General features: G+C 45.4%; 17 protein-coding genes. 11 read left to right on the plus strand and 6 right to left on the minus strand.

Annotated elements, in window-relative coordinates; all coding sequences use genetic code 11:
• Position 1: 1 nt before the first annotated feature.
• From MOZ60_RS01815 to MOZ60_RS01840, 6 genes are all read right to left on the minus strand, one after another.
• Positions 2 to 1081: an alpha/beta hydrolase gene (locus MOZ60_RS01815; protein ID WP_370595425.1), complete on the minus strand. Its 1080-nt coding sequence runs from the start codon at positions 1079 to 1081 to the stop codon at positions 2 to 4.
• Between the two features lie 51 nt (positions 1082 to 1132).
• Positions 1133 to 2113: an alpha/beta hydrolase gene (locus tag MOZ60_RS01820; protein ID WP_370595426.1), complete on the minus strand. Its 981-nt coding sequence runs from the start codon at positions 2111 to 2113 to the stop codon at positions 1133 to 1135.
• 292 nt (positions 2114 to 2405) lie between these two features.
• Positions 2406 to 3230: a phosphonate ABC transporter, permease protein PhnE gene (gene phnE, locus MOZ60_RS01825; RefSeq protein WP_277635518.1), complete on the minus strand. Its 825-nt coding sequence runs from the start codon at positions 3228 to 3230 to the stop codon at positions 2406 to 2408.
• An 11-nt stretch (positions 3231 to 3241) separates the two neighbouring features.
• A complete protein-coding gene (phnE, locus tag MOZ60_RS01830; protein ID WP_108774622.1) occupies positions 3242 to 4090 on the minus strand; it encodes a phosphonate ABC transporter, permease protein PhnE in 849 nt (282 codons plus the stop codon).
• Positions 4087 to 4863, minus strand: coding sequence for a phosphonate ABC transporter ATP-binding protein (phnC, locus tag MOZ60_RS01835; RefSeq protein ID WP_370595427.1), 777 nt, complete (start codon positions 4861 to 4863; stop codon positions 4087 to 4089). The genes phnE (MOZ60_RS01830) and phnC overlap by 4 nt, the downstream gene beginning before the upstream one ends.
• A 197-nt stretch (positions 4864 to 5060) precedes the next feature.
• A complete protein-coding gene (locus MOZ60_RS01840; protein ID WP_277644640.1) occupies positions 5061 to 6146 on the minus strand; it encodes a phosphate/phosphite/phosphonate ABC transporter substrate-binding protein in 1086 nt (361 codons plus the stop codon).
• A 266-nt stretch (positions 6147 to 6412) separates the two neighbouring features.
• Here MOZ60_RS01840 and gpmI point away from each other — a divergent pair, with 266 nt between their 5' ends.
• The 11 genes from gpmI (at position 6413) to MOZ60_RS01895 (ending at position 22229) form a co-directional block, all read left to right on the plus strand.
• The gene (gene gpmI / locus MOZ60_RS01845; RefSeq protein ID WP_370595428.1) at positions 6413 to 8002 is read left to right on the plus strand and encodes a 2,3-bisphosphoglycerate-independent phosphoglycerate mutase; all 1590 of its coding nucleotides are present in this window, start codon (positions 6413 to 6415) and stop codon (positions 8000 to 8002) included.
• A gap of 291 nt (positions 8003 to 8293) precedes the next feature.
• On the plus strand, positions 8294 to 13183 hold the full coding sequence (locus tag MOZ60_RS01850; protein ID WP_370595429.1) for an Ig-like domain-containing protein: 4890 nt from the start codon (positions 8294 to 8296) through the stop codon (positions 13181 to 13183).
• Position 13184: 1 nt separating this feature from the next.
• The gene (gene lepB, locus MOZ60_RS01855) at positions 13185 to 13718 is read left to right on the plus strand and encodes a signal peptidase I (protein ID WP_370595430.1); all 534 of its coding nucleotides are present in this window, start codon (positions 13185 to 13187) and stop codon (positions 13716 to 13718) included.
• A gap of 32 nt (positions 13719 to 13750) precedes the next feature.
• Positions 13751 to 15019 carry a DUF7601 domain-containing protein gene (locus tag MOZ60_RS01860; RefSeq protein WP_370595431.1) on the plus strand — a complete coding sequence of 423 codons (1269 nt, stop codon included), beginning with the start codon at positions 13751 to 13753 and terminating at the stop codon, positions 15017 to 15019.
• Between the two features lie 72 nt (positions 15020 to 15091).
• Positions 15092 to 15811, plus strand: a complete 720-nt coding sequence (srtB, locus tag MOZ60_RS01865) for a class B sortase (RefSeq protein ID WP_370595432.1) — start codon at positions 15092 to 15094, stop codon at positions 15809 to 15811.
• Between the two features lie 16 nt (positions 15812 to 15827).
• Positions 15828 to 16553: a hypothetical protein gene (locus MOZ60_RS01870; protein ID WP_370595433.1), complete on the plus strand. Its 726-nt coding sequence runs from the start codon at positions 15828 to 15830 to the stop codon at positions 16551 to 16553.
• Positions 16554 to 16832: 279 nt separating this feature from the next.
• On the plus strand, positions 16833 to 18434 hold the full coding sequence (locus MOZ60_RS01875) for a spermidine synthase (protein WP_370595434.1): 1602 nt from the start codon (positions 16833 to 16835) through the stop codon (positions 18432 to 18434).
• Positions 18435 to 18614: 180 nt separating this feature from the next.
• Complete coding sequence (locus MOZ60_RS01880) at positions 18615 to 19868, plus strand: ATP-binding protein (protein WP_370595435.1); 1254 nt, start codon at positions 18615 to 18617, stop codon at positions 19866 to 19868.
• Positions 19869 to 20081: 213 nt separating this feature from the next.
• On the plus strand, positions 20082 to 20558 hold the full coding sequence (locus tag MOZ60_RS01885; protein WP_277655051.1) for a zinc ribbon domain-containing protein: 477 nt from the start codon (positions 20082 to 20084) through the stop codon (positions 20556 to 20558).
• A gap of 19 nt (positions 20559 to 20577) precedes the next feature.
• Positions 20578 to 21234: a response regulator transcription factor gene (locus MOZ60_RS01890; RefSeq protein WP_370595436.1), complete on the plus strand. Its 657-nt coding sequence runs from the start codon at positions 20578 to 20580 to the stop codon at positions 21232 to 21234.
• The gene (locus MOZ60_RS01895) at positions 21231 to 22229 is read left to right on the plus strand and encodes a sensor histidine kinase (protein ID WP_370595437.1); all 999 of its coding nucleotides are present in this window, start codon (positions 21231 to 21233) and stop codon (positions 22227 to 22229) included. Before MOZ60_RS01890 ends, MOZ60_RS01895 begins: the two co-directional genes overlap by 4 nt.
• Positions 22230 to 22263 lie beyond the last annotated feature (34 nt).

Genomic DNA, 22263 nt, shown 5'->3' on the forward strand with positions numbered 1-22263 from the left:
TTTAATGATGATGGCCGTGTTTGTGTCTGTTCTCTTTGAGATCTTTGCCATTCATGTGGTCACTTAACATAGGCAGGATGTTAAACAGGCATCTTGCCCGGTTATGCCAGTCATGCATTTCACCATCACAGACGCCATATGTGACATTGATGCCTGGCTTTCCCGGTTTTCCAACCTGGAACATGTCCCCTTCACTGATCAGGCTTTGTACCATGGTATCCATGAGTGGATATGCTTCATACTCTGAGCCGGTAGCCAGGTAGAGATAAAAATCTTTACCGGTATATCCCTGCTCTGTAATTTTCTGTTTCAGATATGCGGCTGCCCAGTCTCCTTCCTGTGTATTGACCAGATTTGACCAGTAGATGGGGCCTGAGAAGTCAATGAAACAGGAAAAGATGTCCATGCTGTCCATCATCCGGTAAAGTGAGGTAACCCCTCCCATCGAAAAACCGCCGAAGGCTCTGTGCGTGCCGGAATTCTGCAGTCCTGCTTCATCGGTTGTTTCAGCATACGTGGAATAGGTACTTTCAATGGCTGGAATCAGATCATTGCGCAACTCCTGTCCGAATGGCTCCAGCAGGCTTGTGTCCATGTTATCTGTATCTTCATCCTGGTTATTGTCGTAGTAGGTAGGACACACCACGATCACAGGCTGAATCGTATGATCTTCGATCATATGGTCCAGCATATACTTCACTTCTCCTGGCTGTGAGGGAGATCCCAGCCAGACATTGATATCGCCGCCATAGCCATGCATGAGGTAAAGAATGTCGTACTGCCTGTCTGGCGTATAGCCATAAGGCGTATAGACAACCGCATACTTGGTTTCCTCTGACATATCTTTGTCATAGTTTTTTGTCTGATACTGAAAGTACTGCAGTGTCCCACTTTCTTTTGTTTCCAGGAAAAAATCATTCGGAACCGCATGCAGGTCCATCATGTTTTCTTTTACATCCTTCTGCCAGGTCGTGTAGTCTGGTGTGATTGGTTCGCCTGCAGAGTTGGTTTCCGTCGGTGCAGTGCTTCCTGAGATGCATAATACCGGAATCAGGATCAGAATCAGAAGGATACGTTTCATAGAGACAATTGTATACCAGAAGAAGAACAGATATTTTGCCTGCAGAAACTGTCACTGCGTATTTTCGCCTGTTTCTGTGCCGTTCATCTGTGCACTGATCATGGGCAGAATGTCATACAAGGTTCTTGCACAGTTATGCCAGTCATGATATTCATCATTCCCGACACTGTATGTGACATTGACACCATCCTGGCCAGACTGTCCGAAGTGGAAAAGATCATTCTCTTTCAGCATGCTTTCCACCATCAAATCCATCAGCGGATAACCTTCATCCTTTGAGCCGGTAGCCAGATACAGATGAAAATCCTGATCGGTATAGTCCTCTTCCAGGATCTTTTCTTTCAGATAGGAGCCAGCCCAGTCACCGGTTTCCGTGTTGACAAGGTTTGACCAGTAAATGGGACCGGAGAGGTCAAGGAAACAGGAGAACAGATCCATGTCGTCCATTAAGCAGTAAAGTGTTGTGACACCGCCCATGGAGAAGCCGCCAAATGCTCTATGGGTGCGGGATGCCTGCAAGCCTTGTTCATCGACAGAATTGGCATAGGTGGAGAAGGTGGATTCAATGGCAGGAATCAGATCATTGCGCAGCTCCTGTCCAAATGGCTCCAGCAGGCCCGTGTCTACATTATCCGTCATCTCATTTTCGTTGTTGTCATAGTAAGTGGAACAAACCACGATCATTGGTGCAATGACCTGATCCTGAATCAGATGGTCCAGCACATACTTCATTTCGCCAGGTGCCTCAGGTGAACCAAGCCAGGAATAGATGTCGCCTGTGTAGCCATGCATGAGATACAGGATGTCATACTGCTGATCAGGTGAATAGCCATATGGTAAATAGACGACGGCAAGCTTGGTTTCCTCTGTCATATCCTTGTCATAGTTTTTTGTTTCATAGGAGAAATACTGCAGATTACCGGATTCTTCAATCGGATCAAAGTAATCATCCGGCAGATCCTGCATGCCCAGCATGACAGCTTTGACATCTTCCTGCCATGTTGTATAGTCCGGGTTATAGGGCTCCCCCACTTCGTTGGTTTCCTGTGGCAGAAAACTGTCTGGTGTACTGGCGGGAAGGCTGTTGGTAATCGAATCAGGTATGCTGCTTGTATTTGAGGCTGTTGTTTCCGGTATCCTGCTGCCAGATAAAAACAGAACTGGAATTAGAATCAATATCAGTATGATGCGTTTCATCATACGTATTGTATGTCAAAAGAAAGAAGCAGGACTTTTTGTTTTCTGAACATTTCATCGCTCTATATGGCATCCTGGGGAGATGATCGGGCAAAAGAAAAAGCTGGCTTTTGCCAGCTTGTGATGCTTATTGTCTGCCTCTTGCCAGTCTTGCCCGGATCTTGGTGGAGCAGTACTCGATGATCAGTACCAGGATGATGAGGGCGAGCAGGAAGGACCCGACCATGCGCCATCTGCGTCCAGAGATGGCAATGACCAGGGATGCACCAATGCCGCCGGCACCGATGAGGCCGAGGGTTGTGGCATCCTTGAGGTTGATGTCGAAACGGTAGATGACCGTGGAAACAAAGGATGCGGACAGCTGAGGCAGAATGCCGCAGCGGATCTTCTGGAAGGTTGTGCAGCCTGCCGCGTCCAGTGATTCCAGAATACCTGTATCCAGGTCTTCAATGGCCGTGATGTACATCTTGGAGATCATGCCGATGGAGCAGATGGACTGGGTGACAACACCGCAGAAGGCACCTGGTCCGGTGACTCTGATGAGCATCAGTGCCCATACCAGTGATGGAATGGTTCTGATCAGCAGGATCAGCAGACGGAAGATGGCTGCGATGGGCTTTGGTACGATGTTGTTGGAAGCCAGGAATGAAATCGGGATGGACAGGATGCCGCCAAACAGAGTTCCCAGAATGGCGATGGCGATGGTCTGTGCTGTCAGGTAGAGAACACCGTCATGGCTCATGTCTGTCAGTAAGGACCAGTCAGGGTGTGTTAAGCCATAGACCGTACCTTTGGCAATATCTGCACCGGATTCGACGATGCCGGTGAATTGGATGCCGGATTTGGACCAGACAACCAGGGCCAGCAGGATCAGGAAGGCAATGAGTCTTGCCACGAAGTGGCGCGGGCGGTTGTCGTATACTTCTTCTACTGTGAGTTTCTTTTCAGACATTGCGCACCTCCTCAGGACAGTTTTTCACGCAGCCAGTCGCTGAAGAAGTCGATGAAGACAACGACAACGAACAAGGACAGCAGTACCATGCCAAGTCCTCTGTAGTCACGCCAGCCGACGCGTTCTGAGATCAGTAAGCCAAGGCCGCCGGCACCGACATAGCCAAGGATACTGGAAGCACGAACATTCATCTCGAAGCAGTACAGAGAGTGGGAAAGATAGGTCGGAAGGATCTGGGGCATGCATGCGGCCCAGAAGGCTTCCAGAGTTGTGGCACCGAAGGATGTCATGGCTTCAAACGGTTTCATATCGATCGTTTCGATGGATTCATAGAGCATCTTGGCAACAACACCGATGGTGAAGATGGTGATGGCCAGGAAGCCGGCATAGGTGCCCATGCCATACATCAGGGCAAAGATGTTTGCGATGATGAGGGTTGGCACGGAACGCGTGATGGCCAGGATGAAGCGCAGGATGGAGACGATGACTTTGTTGTGGCAGATGTTGCTGGAAGCAAAGATGGCCAGCGGCAGGGCAATCAGACAGCCCAGCACTGTTCCAAGCAGTGACATCTGGATGGTATCCAGCAATGGTTTGACGACTTTCGGGAAATAGGAGAAATCGGGCTGAAAGATCTGGCTCATGATGACGCCGAGTTCATGGCCGCGCTTGATGAGGATGCCGAAGTCGAAGTCGGTGACCTGGAGGGAGATGATGACGACAACCAGCAGGATGAGTGTGATCAATGGTGTCCGTGAGCGTGGTCTGTCAACTGTGTGGCCGTTGTCCAGAACAATGTGTTCCGGTTTGAAGATGCGGTCAAACAGAGGTGCTTTCTTTTCGATTGCTTTCTCGCTCATGCGGTTTTCACCTGTGGATCTGTGGATTTAGGAACAACTTTTCCGTTATATACCTGATCCAGTACATCTTTGGTTACCTTGTCAGCAGGTCCGTCATAGACGACATGGCCGGCACGGATACCAATGACTCTTGTGGCGTATTTCAGGGCAAGGTCAACATGGTGGATGTTCAGCAGGATGGTGATGTTCATATCCTTGTTAATCTTGGCAAAGTCGCTCATGACAACATCAGCCATGATCGGATCCAGTGATGCGACCGGCTCATCGGCGAGGATAATGGACGGGTTCTGGTTCAATGTTCTTGCCAGGGCAACACGCTGCATCTGGCCGCCGGACAGCTCATCACATCTGCTGTAAGCCTTGTCGAGAATGTTAACTTTGTCCAGTGCTTCCAGAGCCTTGATCTTCTGGTCTTTCGAATAGATGGAAAACAGTACTTTGTACCAGGGCATATCCGGTACATTGGCAGTCAGAACGTTATTGATGACCGTTGCACGGGAAATCAGGTTGAAGGACTGGAAGATCATGCCAACCTTTCTTCTGAACCGGCGCAGTGCCTTTCCCTTGAGGGTCATGACGTCAACATCATCGACGATCAGCTGACCATCGGTGATATCAATCATGCGGTTGATGGTGCGGATCAGTGTGGACTTGCCGGCACCGGACAGACCGATGATGGCAACGAACTCTCCCTGTTCAATCTTCAGATTGACATGCTGAAGACCTTTAGTGCCATTTGGATACGTCTTGGAAACATCATTGAATTCAATCATTTATGTGTATTCTCCAATTTTCTTTTGAAACAACACAATTATATAAGAAAGCGTATCTGGCGCAATAAAAACCGGTAGGAATATAGCCTGTAAAGCCATGCATTCCGTGCATCCTGTCATATCTTTACAGACCAGAAAGGATACAAAAAGCCATGCATATCTGCATGCATGGCTTGATGTAAATCAATTGTTCAGGCTCAGTTGCCGGAAACTTCCTTCAGACCTTCACGGATGGAGTCATAGTCAGAATCGTTGGCCTTCTCATAACCTGTATGAGAGTAGACAGCGAAGATCTTCTTGCCTTCATCAGTGCCGGCGATCTCCATCATAGCATCCTGGAATGCGGAGATGAAGTCGTCGTTGTAGATGTCCGGGTTAGCCTTTGTGACTGCAACTGTATCGTTGTAGATCTTGTCGGTAACGCCGATGACACTCATTTCGTTCCAGATGGAATCGGATCTGCCGAAGCCCTGGATACCTGTGGAATCCTGCTCAGTTGTCGGTGTTGTCCATGCCTGCTCATAGTCCATACGGCCATCAGCGTAGCAGAGAACGACATCAACGGAACCTGCAGCAGCCTCAGCAAAGGCTGTCGGATAGTTTGTCTGTGTTGTGTTGGAGAGATCAGAGATCTTCTTGCCGTCATAGTTCTGCATCAGCCACAGAGACGGGAAGATATAGCCAGAGGAAGATGTTGTGGATGCGACTGCCCAGCTTGCATTGTTCAGATCGTCCCATGTCAGCTTTTCACCAGCTGCAACCTTGGCAGCAAGTGCCTTGCCCTTCTCGGACGGTCCGGCATAGATCAGGCCTCTATAGTAAGTGACAGGCTCACCGGTAACACGTGTTGTCTTGTTGGCATCGCCGTTCCATGTTGTAGGATCGGTGGAGTCGTTGGACAGAGCGTCACGTGTAGCTGTGAGAACAACCTGTGTCTCATCAGAATACTGTGCATAGGTACCTGCCGGCAGCCATGCAATGTCAACAGAACCGGAAGCCAGAGCCTCGCCTGTGACGTTGTAGTCAGAACCAGCACCAACGGTGATATCAATCTTGCCGATGTTGTAGCCCTTTTCCTTCATGGCGTCGATCAGAAGCTGCGGCAGATCTGTTGTCTGCTTCAGAATTGTCTCAGCATCACGAGAAGGTACGAACTGCATCTTGATCTCATCGATGTCCTTGGATCCGGATGCAGCTGTGGAAGAAGCAGCGGCACTGCCTCCGCCGCAGCCAGCCAGCATGGCAGCGGCCAGAAGTGAAACGGTAACCTTTTTAATGTTCATAATTCCTCCCTTTGAATTGAACATGAGAATGATAGCACATGGAAAGTTTTCGAAGAATAAATTTTGGGTAAAGAATGCGGCAGATACGCTTCTACGACGTGAAGAAATCAGAATCTTGCAAAAAGTTTTCATGTAACAAATTGCATTTTCTGCCTGTGACGGGAGATTGACATTCTGCTGGATGTGTTTTTGTGCATGTAAGCGATTGCGCGTGTCCAACAGGCATTTTCTTATACTATAATGAAGCGTGTAGAAGGAGAATACATATGGGAAAACCAGTAGTATTAGTTGTAATGGATGGCGTTGGCTGGACTGAGAAAGACCATGGCAATGCTGTTCTGCATGCGTATAAGCCGCAGATTGATGAGCTGATGACCAAGTGGCCGCACACCACGATCAAGGCATCGGGTGTTGCAGTTGGTCTGCCGACTGACAAGGACATGGGCAACTCTGAGGTTGGCCACAATGCTCTTGGCTGCGGTCAGATTTATTCGCAGGGTGCCAAGCTTGTCAATGAGTCGATTGAATCCGGCAAGATCTATGAGTCTCAGGCATGGAAGGATGCTGTGAAGTATGCCAAGGAACATGATGGCAAGCTGCATTTTATTGGTCTGCTGTCTGACGGCAATGTGCATTCGAATATCAATCATCTGATTGCCATGCTGAAGGAATCCAAGAAGGAAGGACTGAAGCAGGTACGCGTGCATGCCCTTCTGGATGGCCGTGATGTACCGGAGACAAGTGCTCTGCAGTATGTCGATCAGCTGGAAGATGTCATCAAGTCTTTGAATGATGACAATTATCATTGTGCGATTGCCTCCGGCGGCGGCCGTATGGTCATTACGATGGACCGTTATGAAGCTGATTGGGGCATGGTTGAGAAAGGCTGGCACATCCATGTGATGGGTGATGGCAGAAAGTTCTCTTCTGCCCGTGAGGCTATTGAGACATACCGCAAGGAAGGCGGCTATACTGATCAGTATCTGCCGGGCTTTGTGGTAGCTGACAAGGATGGCAATCCGGTTGGTACGATTGATGATGGCGATTCGGTCATTCTGTTTAACTTCAGAGGTGACCGTGCTGTTGAGATTTCTAAGGCCTTTGACTACATGAACAAGGGCTTCAATGCATTCGATGAGGTCAAGAAGCCGAAGGTATACTATGCAGGCATGCTGCAGTATGATGGCGATCTCAAGCTGCCTGAGCACTTCCTGGTAGAACCGCCGCATATTGAGCATACAATGAGCGAGTATCTGGTTCAGAAGGGTGTGCACAGCTTTGCATGCTCTGAGACTCAGAAGTTCGGTCATGTGACATACTTCTGGAATGGCAACCGTTCTGAGAAGTTCTCTGATGAGCTGGAAGACTGGGTTGAGATTCCTTCCGATATCATTCCGTTTGACAAGAAGCCTTGGATGAAGGCCTGCGAGATCACAGATAAGATGGTTGAGGCTATTGCCTCTGGCAAGTATCAGTTCCTGCGCTGCAACTATCCGAATGGCGATATGGTCGGTCATACCGGCAACTATGAGGCAACCATGATTGGTGTCGAGTCTGTTGACCTGATGCTGAGAAGACTGATGGATGCCTGCAAGAAGTATGACTACACACTGATTGTCACAGCAGACCATGGCAACTCCGATGAGATGTATGACAAGGGAACAAATCCGGATGGCTCACCAAAGCCGAAGACATCTCACTCTCTGGCCAGAGTTCCGTTTGCCATCTATAATGGTCCGGAAGGAACAGAGATGAAGGAAGGAGACGACTTCGGCCTGGCAAATGTTGCGGCTACTGTCGTCAAGATCCTTGGTTATGAGAAGCCGGAATGGTGGCTTGAATCCATCATTAAATAAGCTGGGAAATCATGGGGTGCAGGGTACGCATTTCAGTTCTGTGTTTTATTGAAAATCACTCCTGCTTCAAACAAGATTTGAGCCAGCACAAGTAATATACAGGCTCTGTCATCGTTTTGATGACAGAGCTTTTTGTATTTCTGATATTATCTATCCGAAATATCGAATGCTTATGTCTTATAATTGCTTGCTTTGTTAAATCCCTATAAAACTTGTACGCATTCATGAGTCGTTTGCCTTGTTTCTACAGCATAAAATGGATAATATTTACCATTATAAGGGGAGGAAACAATGAATCTGTTAAAGCAAATAAAGAAAATTGCAGCTGTAGCAGCATCCTCTGCAATTGTCATAGGATCCCTTATGCCTTCCTGGCAGATTAATGCATTGGATAATACAGTAAATACAAAGAAAGCAGAGAATATAGCTGCGGATGTGACGACAGATACATCCGCTTTTGATCTTTCTACGGCTGTATATGATGGCGATAAAACATATATTACAGGCGCTGTGATTAAGTACAAGACACAAGGCGGAAACTGGACAGATGTCAGTACATCAGCAAATGTACCGGCTGATGCAGACTTACAGATTACAGTAACATACGCAGGTGTGCCTTCAAGTATCATAAAGAATAATTACAACAGAACACTGGTTTATTCACTTCCAGAGCTTATGATTGATCCTGTCGTTTCAAGTGACACCATTCTTAATGAAAATAATCAGTCAATTGGCACAATCACTGCCGATACTGCTGATAAAATGATAAAAATGACATTTGTAGACTCTCATTTGGCAGAGAGCACAATCAGTGGTTCGTTTACATTTACTGCCAGGGCAGATAAGTCGAAAATCACATCGCCGGTCACATCTGTAAAAATCGGAGATCAGGAGATCAAAATTGATTTTGAAGATCATCCGGATGCCAGGCTTGGTGAGCTTTCCGTAAAAAAGTCTGATCCTGTATTTATCCCGATTGCTAACAATAATAAAAAAGGTTATCTCGAATATCAGGTGACAGTTACTGCCGGTAATACAGATATGCCGGATGTTGTTGTGGCTGATATGCTTTCTGACGATACCAGCTGGCTGCTGGCAGATAGCAATACACCATACAATGGACTTAACCTGAATACGGAGATGACGTTGTCAGACAGTTCTTCAGATGGTGAGCCATATGAAAAGCTGGATACAGTTTCCTCTGGACATGGTACTGTGACATACACAGATGCTGATTTACCTGATTCTTCAAAAGCAAAACATGCATGGCTGAAGTGGAATATCGGCAGCATGAAAGCGAATGAGTCCCGAACTCTTACCTATCGTGTAATACTCAATGAAAATGCAGTAGGACTTTCTAACAAGTCATCGGTGAAAAATACCGCTGTACCTTATTCGATGTCATATAAACACACGGGAGACAGCAGCACATTCGTCCCCAAAACATCTGTTACAGTGTCAAAATCAGTTGGCGATGTTGTTATTAATGAAAATAATACAATAACTATTCCTTATACGATTAATGTGACTGTTCCTAATGACAGTACATGGGTATTGAGAAATCTGAAGTTAAATGACATGGTTGGAAGGCCTGATCTTAAAGGTGATATAGGGACAATTTCAAATCAGGATTTGATCAAGTATTCTGCGAAATTAGATAACTTCAGAGTAGATGGAAAGACAGATGGGTTCAGTGTAAATGTCTATAATACTGGAGCAACATACAGTCCAAGCTTTGATATGTATTTCGGTGATGTTTATCCCGGCGAAACAAAGAAAATCACATATGATCTAACTCTGAATAAAGATATTCTGACCACCAGCAGCGGTGTACTTTCCATATTGAATAGTGCATTCTTTTATTCGGATGATTTTAAAGCTGGTGATAAAACAGTGGGAAAATTTTATAACCAGTACCTTGGTTATGCACCTGTTGTAAAGACCGTCCAAAACAAACAATGGACTAGAAAACTGGCTGGTGACAAATTAAAATCAGATAGCACTTTATCAATGAGAGATATTCCAGTATATGAATACGACAGTCAGGCAAATTCATGGGTGAAGTCTGAAAGTGCACCTTCATCATATGTAGTTCCATCTGGCAGCTATAAATATCAGGTTGTAGTCAATGAAAAAGGGGACTGGGATGTTTCTTCAGCAACCATGCATGATGCTTTCAGCAATCAATATTTGCAGTACAAAGGCTATTTAAAGCTGGACTATTATGACAAAGGTGTTAATACAGATTCAGGCAATGCACAGAATGCGGTTACGCAATTACAAAAGCTAACGCCGAAAAAGAGTGTTTGGCTGAAAGTAGATGGATTATCTGAGTTTTCTATTATTACCTCCAGTATTAGTTCGGACTTTAAGCAAGGTGCGTATTTATTGACGTATTATGCTGCAGGTAACAATCTGCAGGAGATTACGCAGACCAAAACAGATAATTCTTTTACTCTTTCCGGTAATTTATATGGCCCGGTTGGTGACCATTACGCAGCAGTACCGACAAAAATGAACGGAATTATCGTAAAAGCTTCCGTGGTCGTAGACGGCGATATCAATTATCAGGCTAAAAAATCCGGCTGGTATTTTGACAGCAAAAAAGATAGCCCTGATTATTCCAGTGGTTCTCTGTATTGGGTGATTGATGTTTCAGGCGAAAAAGTACCAGCAGGTACTGAATTGATCGATGGAACGGATGAAAACAGTTTGATTCGTGGATCATCACTGGTTGGTATTTATGTCGGATCTATGCCAGGCCAGAAGAACTTCACTGATCAATATAGTTCTATTGATGATGTGACGTCTGATTTGCAATCAAAACAGAACCTGACGCCTTTGACCACAGATGACTATGAAATAATTAAAACGGGAAAAGCAGATGATAATAGAAACCTGGTTATCAGACTGAAACAAGATATTACGATGCAGGATAATCAGCATATGTATATTGTTGTCAGAACGGCAGCTAATTCCAAAGCAGTGAGCAGTAATAAAGCTCAAAAATTAGTGTTTACAAACAGTCTCTATATTCAGGATGCAGGACAGACTTTGAAATATCTGAAAAATACGGCATCAATTATAACTGCTGCGGGAGGCTCAAACTACAAGCAGGGCATTGCTGTAATGGCAAAGGATCAAACTGGGTGGCATAACCTCAGTGAAAAAGGCACTTATCAATCAGCAAGCTGGCCTGTCAGCAGCAGAGGTGTGGATAGAATTATTAAAGATAATTCGCTTCCAAATGGTACATATCTCGATTGGCACATTAAGATTAACTATGGAGCAAATCAGGAAGGAACAGTAACTGTCAGGGACACGCTTCCTGATGGCGTTGAACCGGTATATGTCAGATATTTTTGGGCAAAGGGAAAAGGTCTGGATATTACCATGCCTGAAATAACTGATGACCGCATCAATGAGCAGGACTGGAAAGATATTGGTCTGAAAAATACTAATATCGATGCAAGTACGACAATAAAGCGTGATGCTCATGCATATTACAATGCTTCAACACATGAAATATTGTTTGATGCTGCGAACTTGCAGAAAGCGTCTCAATTCAGTTCGGACACAGCGGATGCATACTCTCTTGAAGTTCAGATTCTGGTGCATGTAACGGATCCAGGTTTTAATAACAGTCAGGTATCATCCAAAACATTCAAGAATACGATGACAATATCTCAGGGAGACAAGATCATCACGAATGATGAAGCTTCTCTAACTGCGGCTGCTCCGAAGATTGCAAAGAGTATGCACAAAGAAAGCGGAAACAAGGTTTCGTTTACGCTGACTGTTAATCCGTATGGCAGTGATCTGGTAAAAGGTTCTGATTCGATTACATTAATCGATGAAATGGATGGAACGCTCGATTTTGATCCAGACAGTATTGTTGTCAGAGAAGGAGACACTTCCGGTAAGATTCTTACCAATGTGACTGCATCGATTTCAGATATTTTAGATTCCAGTGGTAATGCGACTGGCAAACATAAATTATTACTGGTGCTTCCTGACAGTAAAAAGCTGACAATTCAATACACTGGCATTATTACCATTAAGCCTGGAGAAAATGTATCTTTACATGTCGTTAATAAGGCTTACTGGCTTGGCTTCAGTACAGATACTCCGCAAATTGATGATTCAAGTATCAAATACAATACTTCAGCGATATCCTGGTCGAATAAGGAACCTTCAATCAGGATTGTAAAGTATGATAAAAATCAAATTTCAAAAAAGCTTGCTGGAGCAACGTTCAGTATTCAAAAGGCTGTATATAATCCGGATAAACAAAAATGGGAAGCGGATTCTTCCGAAGGAACTTTTGAGGCTGTAACTGGTGATGGCAATAATGGGTCGACACTTGGCGAACTGATCTTCAGTTCAGATAGTGACAAGAATACAACGAAACCAAATTTCATGCAGTTCAATACTGTGTATATGATTCAGGAAACCAAAGCTCCGGACTGGTATCAAAGTGATAACACAATCTATTATGTGGAAATTGCAAGGCTTGATACGAACACCTGGACATATGATGATCGTTCAGAAGATGAGCAGAAGGGTGTGACCGTTTACTATGGCGGAACTCTTTATACACAAAATGTTTACAACAAGAAGGGTTCCCTGCTGGTGACAAAGAACTTCAAGGATATCATGGGGAATGATGTTACGGGAACTGATATTCCAGATGGTACATATTCCTTTGGACTGTATAATCATGCGTCACCTTCATCGACTGACAAGCCGCTGCAGACACTGGATATCGTTTCGCAAAGCGGAAACTATTCTTACTATCTGACGTATGATGTATGGAATTTAACAAAAGCTCGTGAAGACCAGCCATTGTTCGTTGATCTGGCAGTAGGTGCAAAGTTTTATGTTTATGAGCTTGATGTAAATGGGCATGCGGTCAAACAGTATGACAGCAGGAATCTGACATCTTCGTTTACAGCACAGAATGGATTGTCATATGAGGCAAGGTATTCGAACGCCACTAATGAAGTTGTGATTCCGGATACAGGAAATGGTGAAGTGACAGTCACGAATCAGAGGCACTTTGAATATGAACCGGTAACGGGTGTCAGGCTCACTGATGACAAGCTGCTTTCCTGGGCATTGGTACTGGTAGTAGGAATATTCTTGACGGGGCTGCTGAAGCGTATGGGAAAAGATATGTGAAATGAGTGAAGCAAAGCAGCATACAAATTCCAGATCAAAGAAAAACAAGTCGCTGAAGCAAGGCTATATCAGGTTGCTGATCAGAGCATTACTGCTTATCCTGGTGATCTGGCTGAGCTTCTCAAAGATTCTGTTTCTCAAACGGGTGACAGGATCGGCCATGTTTCCGGCACTCAAAGATGGTGATCTGACTCTTGGATTCCGGCTGGATCGGAATTACCAGTCAGGAGATATTATTCTCTACACAGTTGATGGGACGGAGCACTTCGGGCGTGTACTGACAACCGCAGGCAATACGGTTGAAATGGATGGTAGCGGCGATGTCAGGGTAAATGGTATTTCCGAAAGCGGAGAGATTCTGTTTCCCACTACGGATACCGGTACATTGCAGTATCCCTATACGGTTCCGGAAGGCACGGTATTTGTGATGTGCGATCACCGGACTGAAACAAAAGACAGTCGTACCTATGCCGCCATACCGGTAAGACAGATTAAAGGAAAAGTATTATCCTTCCTACGCAGACGGGGACTATAGATGATATGAAGGAAAAACAGAGGAAAGAGCATATGAAAAGAGGAAAGACTTTGTGGAAAACACTGGTCAGTGCTTCAGCTGCACTGACACTTGCAGCAGGTGCATTTACGCCGGCTTTGGCAGCAGATACGGATACAGGCACGGCTAATACTACCGGAACATTTCCAGACGGCGCATTGTCGAAAAAATATGCACTGGAAACAGAGCTGGATGCTGGTACAGCAATCAGTCCGGCAGAAACATTTACATTCACAAAAGCTGATCTTTCTGGTGTAAATGATACAGGATATTCAGGCATTGATGATGATAAAATTCCGACAGACATAAAGACAATCAGTATTGGATCTGCAGTTTTTGAAGCAGGAAAAGCAAACGCAAGTGAAACAGATACAGCTTCTGTCGTTCCAATTACGATTCAAGCAGCTGATATCAGCAAGTATCAAAAACCGGGAACGTATTATTATGACTTTACAGAACAGACAGGTAATACGGCAGGTGTAACATACAGCACAGATGTGTATCGTGTTGTTCTTCCGGTGATTGCAGTTGGTGATGATGATACTTCCGGCAATAAGAGTCTTGCCTTTGACATGAGCAACATTCATATTGTCAAGGGAACAAATAGTAATGGAAAGTACACATTCCCAACGACTGATACCGGCTTCCAATATAAGATTGATCGTATTGAAAATACATATACTGCCGGAGGTCTGGCGATTAAAAAAGTTGTGAAGGGAAAAGCAGGTGATGTCAATCAGACTTTTACAGTAACAGTCAAACTCACAGCTCCTGCCTATCGGAATGTAAAGTCTCAGCTTAAATTATCTTCCACAAATGCGCCGGCCGACAATGTTGTTTCTGTGGATGGTAAACCATTGACTGCTGATGCAAATGCAGCTGCAGATGCAGCCAGAACATATACAATTTCCTCAGACGCAAAGGGCTGGGATTCGAAGACAATCCAATTTAGTGTCAAGAATGGTACGACCTTCGAAGTTGATAATATTCCTGCCGGTGTAACCTATACTGTTAGCGAAGCTGCAGGTTCTTATCATGCTGTATTCCGTACGAGTGATGGTACGGAACTTGCTTCCGTTTCTGATGGCAGCGGAACGATCACAACCAAAAATGCAGCAGTGATTGATAAGACAGTCCAGGGGATTGTAATTGTCAATAACAAGGATATTAACATGGATACTGGTGTTTTCCTGAACAACATGCCATATATTGTGCTTGTGGCAGCTGCAGGAATTGCACTTGTATTCTTCATGAAGAATCAGAAACATCAGGAGCAGGAGTAATATTCTTTGATGCGTGTGACAGTGAAGCAAAAACGGAATGAGAGATCATGGCAGGAAAGGCTGCTGGTGATCTTGAATCGGACGTTGAATGCGGTCATTGTCGTTTGTCTTCTGATTGTGATGGGATACAGTGTGTATGCCATCTGGGACAATAACAGTGTGTATGATGCAGCTTTACAGCTGCATGTTCAGCTGAAGAAAATCAGACCGGATGAGAAGAAGCCTTCATTTGCAGAAGTGCTGAAGATCAATCCGGATACAGTTGCCTGGGTGACCATGGATCATACGGAAATCGATGATCCGATCGTGCAGGGATCAGATAATGCCGAGTATCTGAACAAGGATATCTATGGTCAGTTTTCTCTGGCCGGGACGTTGTTTCTGGATACGAGGTGTGATTCTTCATTCACGGACAGATATTCGCTGGTTTACGGACATCACATGGATCGTCATGAGATGTTTGGAGATCTGGATCTGTATCTGGATCAGGATTTCTTTGATCAGAATGACAGTGGCACATTGATGGTACCTGGTACTACATATGCTTTGACGGTTGCAGCGTGTATGGTTGTAAATGCCAGTGATGAGTGGGTGTTTGAACCATTGCATGTGGATGCAGATGAGCAGGGGTTCCTTCGCTATGTAAGTCAGATGAGCAAGTATCAGCGGCAGGATGTATTGACTAAGGTCTCTGATTCACCGGATCAGTATGGACTGTTATGCCTGTCTACCTGTTCTGCGTCGGCAGACGAGGCAAGAACGATTGTGCTTGCCGTATATGAAAGAAAGTGATGGAAAGGAGAGCGTAATGAAGAAGTGGATTAGAAATATCATCATGACAGTGATGACTGTGATGATGGCAGTGGCTCCTGTGAGAGTTGCTGCAGAATATGTGACTGTCCTTTCAATTCCGGTCACATGGCAGAAAAATGATCTTCTTTCTGAGCAGAAGTATACGGTAACGCTGTCTGCTGTGACACCGGATGCACCGATGCCGCAGGGCAGTGTGGATGGTGTGAATGTGGTTTCGCTTGAAGATAATTCGTCTTTGGCTCTGCAGATCCAATACGCTGCACCAGCAGAATACTGGTATACATTGACGGCTGAGCGAAAAGACGGCAAACAGATTGCCAGCTATGCACTGCATGTGATGGTCGTCAATGGATCAAATGGCAGCCTGGAAGCCAATATGACAGTGCGCCAGGGATCAAAAGAAGGTGTTAAGACAGATCAGATTGTACTGAAGGATGATGAACCACGCCCTTCTGCTACACCAAGTCCAACGCCATCTGCAACACCTGAGCCTTCCGCCAGCCCAGCACCATCTGTTTCCCCGGAGCCTTCAACCGCTCCCTCTCCGGCTCCATCTGGCACTCCTACTCCCTCCTCTTCAACTACTTCTGTATTAACCGGAGTAACAACCAATGTAGGAGTTTGGTTCTTTCTGCTGGCAGCGAGTCTGATAGTTCTGCTAATCATCGGCATCAAAAGGAAAGACCTGAAAAACAGCAATAACGACAACGTAACAAAATAGGGCGCGTAACGGGGCAACCCTTATGGCCCTGCACACGTCAGATTAACAGGAAAGAAGGTCTGCAGGGACTGCAGAAATCCTTCTGACAGGAGAGATTCTCTCCTGTTTTTTATATAGGTGATGCAATTCGGTAATTAATATGGTTGGCTACCATTATGAATATGGTATCCATCAGAAAAAATGCAGCGTGTTTTCAACAGTAGAACTTTGCCTGGTCAAATTAAATAGATTGGGCAGGAGCCTGTGTGTATGATTAATACAAATAACAGGAGAACAACTATGAACTCAGCATCCTATCCCCGTATTCTGCATAATAAGCTTTATCTCTACCTGACAGAGTTTTTCTCTGGCATGGCTGTGATGGCCGTAGAGATTGGTGCCCAAAGACTGATTGCGCCTTATTTTTCCTCTTCTCAGATTGTGTGGACGATCATCATTGGCATGATCATGATTGCTATGGCAGCCGGCAATATCTATGGAGGCAAAAAAGCAGACAAGGATCAGAATCCGGACAACCTCTATGGCAGAATCCTGTTTGCGGCCCTCTGGCTGGCCTTGATTCCCTTTCTTGGCAAGTATGTCATTGTCGGCATCTCAGCACTGGTGATCTTCTCCGTCAATGCCAATTATCTGATCATTGCGGCTTTTGCTACCTGCCTGATTGTATTTGTGTTTCCATTGTTCCTGTTAGGTACAGTGACGCCCTCACTGGCAAAATATACAATGCGCTCCCTGGAGGAAGGCGGCAGTGTGGTTGGCACACTGGGTGCGGCCAATACCATTGGCAGTATCCTGGGCACCTTCCTGCCGACATTTGTGACTATTCCCACCGTTGGCACCAGCATTACATTTCTGATCTTTGCCGGTATCCTGATTGCCTTATGCATCGTCTACTTCCTCAGCGAAAAGCGGGGCCAGAAGAAAAGCGTGACAGCAGCGATCCTGTTCATTGTCGCAAGCCTGCTGGGATATCAGACCAACTTCGCTTTCTGGGAGTCAAAAGACGGTATTCTGTATGAAGGAGAATCGGTATACAACTATCTGCGTGTGCAGGATACGCCAACAGAAACGATTCTTTCTACCAATGTATTGTTTGGCGTTCAGTCACTGCTGGAGAAAACCAACCGTCTGACCGGCATGTATTATGACTATGCTCTGGCAGCACCATATATGGTACAGAATCCAAAGGATGTACTGATCCTTGGCATGGGATCCGGCACCTATGCTCATCAGCTGAATAAATATATGCCGGGACTGAATATCTCCGGCGTGGAGATTGATGGCAAAATTACTGATCTTGCCCACAAATATTTTGAACTGCCTGAGACTATCCCGGTCAGTGAATATGATGGCAGGGCATATCTGAATGAGACGGATGACACGTATGATGTCATCATGGTGGATGCCTACCAGGATATTACCATCCCTTTTCAGATGTCATCTGTTGAGTTTTTCAACAGTGTGAAGACACATCTCAAACCTGGTGGTGTGATGGTTGTAAACCTGAATATGCATGGTACCAGACAGGGCGGCATTGCGGACTGGCTGTCAGATACAATCGCTTCCGTATTTTCAAATGTTATGACAGTGGATGTGCCAGGCAACACCAATAGAGAACTGTTTGCAAGTGATCAGGATATGAGTACGCAGATGAAAAGCAGTATCAGTACGATTCAGGACAGTCAGCTGAAAAAATTCATGCGTCAGGCATCATCACAGATGTCCGTCTATCACAGCAGCGGCCATCTGTTAACAGATGACAAAGCGCCGGTAGAACTGTTAGGAATGAAGGAACTTGATAACATCATTCGTGAACAGGTACAGCCATATAAAGAGATTTACAAAGAGAAAGGTTTACAGGGTTTACTGAAATCATTCTGACGGGGGAGAGATTCTCTCCTGTTTTTGTTCTTTTGTGCATATTCAACATTACTGAACTTTCCATTTACAGACGGAAGACATGACACTGGCAACTGATGAAGATATTCCGGTGAAAACTACATTCAGATGTCATTTTAACCGAAATAAAACACAATAAGAGTAGAAGCGGAGGTAAAGATCATGTATTTTCATCGTTCAATTGAAAAAACTATTGAAGAAGTCGGAAGATCCTTTCCTTGCATTGTGATTTATGGATCGAGGCAGGTGGGCAGGTCTACTACGATCGATCATCTCTATGGTGAGAAGTATCAGAAGGTAACTTTGGATGATATGGATGATCGTCTGCTTGCGCAAAGCAATCTCCGTTTGTTTCTGGAGACATATCAGTGGCCTTTGATTATTGATGAGATTCAGAAAGCACCGGGCCTTTTGGATGAGATCAAGAAAGTTATTGATGAACAGAGATTGAAGTGGATGAAAGAGGATGCACCGAGGCAGTTAATGTATATTCTGACGGGTTCCAACCGCTTTGAATTGCAGCAGGGAATATCAGATTCTCTTGCAGGCAGGTGCGGTGTAATAGATATGGCGTCTTTTTCAAGTATGGAGAAACAGAAGCTGGAAGAAAACTGCTTTTCTCCTGAGATATCTTTCTGGATGAAACTGCAGAACAGTAAGAAGATTCCGTACCATACAAGAGCAGAAATCTTTGAGACAATCTTTCAAGGCGGAATGCCGGATGTTGTATCAGGTGCTGCAGAGCGCAATGCGTTCTTCAAGTCTTATGTGAGTACCTATATAGAGAAAGATGTCAGAAAGCTGATCAATGCCTCAAATGAACTGCAGTTTCGCAATTTCATCTCAATTGCTGCACTTCGCACAGCCCAGGAACTTCATTATGATGAGATTGCCGGATCGGTCGGTATAGATGTGCGAACCTGTAAGAGATGGATCTCAATTCTGGAAACTTCCGGGATTATCTTTCTTTTGCAGCCATACATGGCAAATGTTTCCAATCGGATTATTAAAGCTCCAAAGATTTATTTTATGGATACGGGACTTTGCGCATGGCTTTGCAAATGGCCAAATGCCGAAATGCTGTCCAATTCAGCAATGAATGGAGCCTTCTTTGAGACATATGTTGTCAGTGAAATCGTTAAAAATGCCTATGCATTCAATCTGGATCCGCATGATTTCCTGTATTACTACCGGGACACAGACATGAAAGAAATCGATCTTCTGTATGTCATCAGAGATCAGATCTATCCGATTGAGATCAAGGCAGGCATCCTGCCTGTACATGCCGCAAAGAATTTTTCCGTGCTGGATAAATATAAGATGAAAATCGAGAACGGTCTGATTATCTGTAATACGGACAAGATACGGCCCATCAATGAAAAGGTCTATCAGGTTCCGGTGTATCTGCTGCCTTAGCAGTGCACAGAACCAATGCTGCGAACCATTCTGGTGATTTTCCACTTACTGCGTGGAAATTTCTCGTCTGCCCCCTGGATCTATCAATCGAAAATTTGCTTGCAAATTGTCTATTAGTTTTGCATGGAAAGTCGTCCATAAATTTGCCAAAGCGTCTTTTTCTCATCGAAGAATTGCGGCTATAATATCCGTATGGATATCTTTGGAAAAATTGTGAACTGGTTTCGAAAGGAAATTGAGATTATCAGGCTGCAGTGGCAGATTCATACGATGAAGGGGCAGCTGAGTCATATTTATGAGAAGCTGGGTGAGGATTATGTGGCGGTACACCGCAATGATCCGGATGATCTGAATGCGGATATGATTCAGGAAGCGGTTCGTCTGCAGAAGGGAATCAGAGAGAGACAGTCATCGATTGATGAGATGCGCGGTATTGTGCGCTGTGCTGCGTGTGGAGAGCGTATTCCCAATGGATCTTTGTTCTGCCCGTACTGTGGCATGAGACAGCCGGAGCAGAAGGTCAAGGTGGTGCGCTATTGTCCGGAGTGCGGTACGAAGCTGGAAGTGGATGAAGTGTTCTGTCATCACTGTGGGGCAAGGATTCCGCAGGATGATGCAGTGACAGAGGAAATTGTGCTTCATCAGAATCAGCCTGAAAAGAAAGTTGAGGAGAAAAGACCGCTGAACTGAGGCGGCCTTTTTGTCAGTTATGCCGGTTATTCTGCTTGTGGAAGATGATGCCTCCATCCAGAGTTCATTGTCTTTGTTTCTGAAAGAAAATGGGTATGAGGTGCTGTGTGCAGGTACAGCCGCAATGGCAGGACAGCTTGTGGGAAAAGACCCGGATCTGATTCTGCTGGATGTGACGCTGCCGGATGGCGATGGCCTGTCTTTTTTCCGTTCTCTGGATAAAGAGATTCCGGTTATTTTTCTGACAGCACGTGATGATGAAAGTCTGCAGATTCAAAGCTTTGATCTGGGGGCGGAGGATTATGTGGAAAAGCCTTTTTCACCGCAGGTATTGCTGAGCAGGATCCGCAATGTATTAAGAAGACGGCATCAGTCGGCACCAGTTGTGATTGATGGTCTTGCTATTGATATGGACACGGCACGTGTGTCCCGTGATGGCAGAGAAATTGTTTTGTCTGCGATGGAATACAAGCTGCTGCAGATCTTTCTGGAGAATCGTGGAAAACTGCTCAGCAGGGAATTCCTGCTTGATGAGATCGTGGAATGCTGCGGCGACTATGTCAATGACAATACCCTGTCTGTCTATATCAGGCGGCTTCGCAGCAAGATTGAGAAAGATCCTGTGCATCCGGTGATTCTGCAGACTGTGAGAGGATTGGGGTACCGGCTGTTATGAAGATCTTTCATAATCCGGAAATCCGTAAAGAAGTGCTTGCGGCTTTGCTTGTGATCATCGTGCTTTGTGCGTTGGGATTTCTTTACAATGTATATGCAGGCATGCTTGTGCTGGGATGCGGAGTTCTGCTGTTTCTGACTGGCTTATATTTTGCTGTGCATCGCTATCGTGCTATTGCCAGACTGTCAGAGGAACTGGATGAGGTGCTGCATGGCAAAAGGGAGATCATGATTTCTGATATGCAGGAAGGGGAGCTGTCTGTTCTGCAGAATGAGATTGCCAAGACAACGATGCAGTTAAGAAGTCAGGCGGATCATCTGGAAGAGGACCGAAAGATGATGGCAAGGGCACTGGCGGATATTTCACATCAGCTGCGTACGCCCTTAACGGCATTGCATCTGAATCTGCAGCTGCTGCGGGATGAAAAGATGTCTGCAGAACAGCAGAAACATATCCGCCGTGAGATGCAGAGATCCCTGCATCATATGGAAAGTCTGGTGGAACAGCTGCTGAAGATGTCAAAGCTGGATGCCGGCACGGTACAGATGAAGAAGCAGAAGATTTCTGTATCTGACTTGCTGGAGCAGGCAATGGAAAGTCTGCGCACTGCTTTGGATCTGAACGGGACAGAGGTAAAAAAGGATATTGGCAGTACGCAGGTTGTGTGTGATGTGTACTGGACTGCAGAGGCACTTGGAAACATCATTAAAAACTGTATGGAACATACGGGTGAAGGCGGCAGAATCACCATTACGGCCAGACAGACACCGTTGTATACCGAGATTGTGATTCATGATAATGGGACAGGCTTTGATGAGGAAGACCTGCCGCATATCTTTGAGCGATTTTATAAGGGGAAGAATGCATCACCCAATGCGGCTGGCATTGGTCTTGCGCTGGCTCAGGCAGTCATTTCCCGGCAGGATGGCACGATTCAGGCGATGAATGATCATGGTGCCTGTTTTGTGATACGCTTTTATACACAGACAATCTGATGCGATCTTAAGATTCTTGTCACTGTTTTGTCAT

Origin of the sequence: Grylomicrobium aquisgranense, assembly GCF_033971865.1 — a bacterium.
GTDB lineage: Bacteria > Bacillota_I > Bacilli_A > Erysipelotrichales > Erysipelotrichaceae > Bulleidia > Bulleidia massiliensis.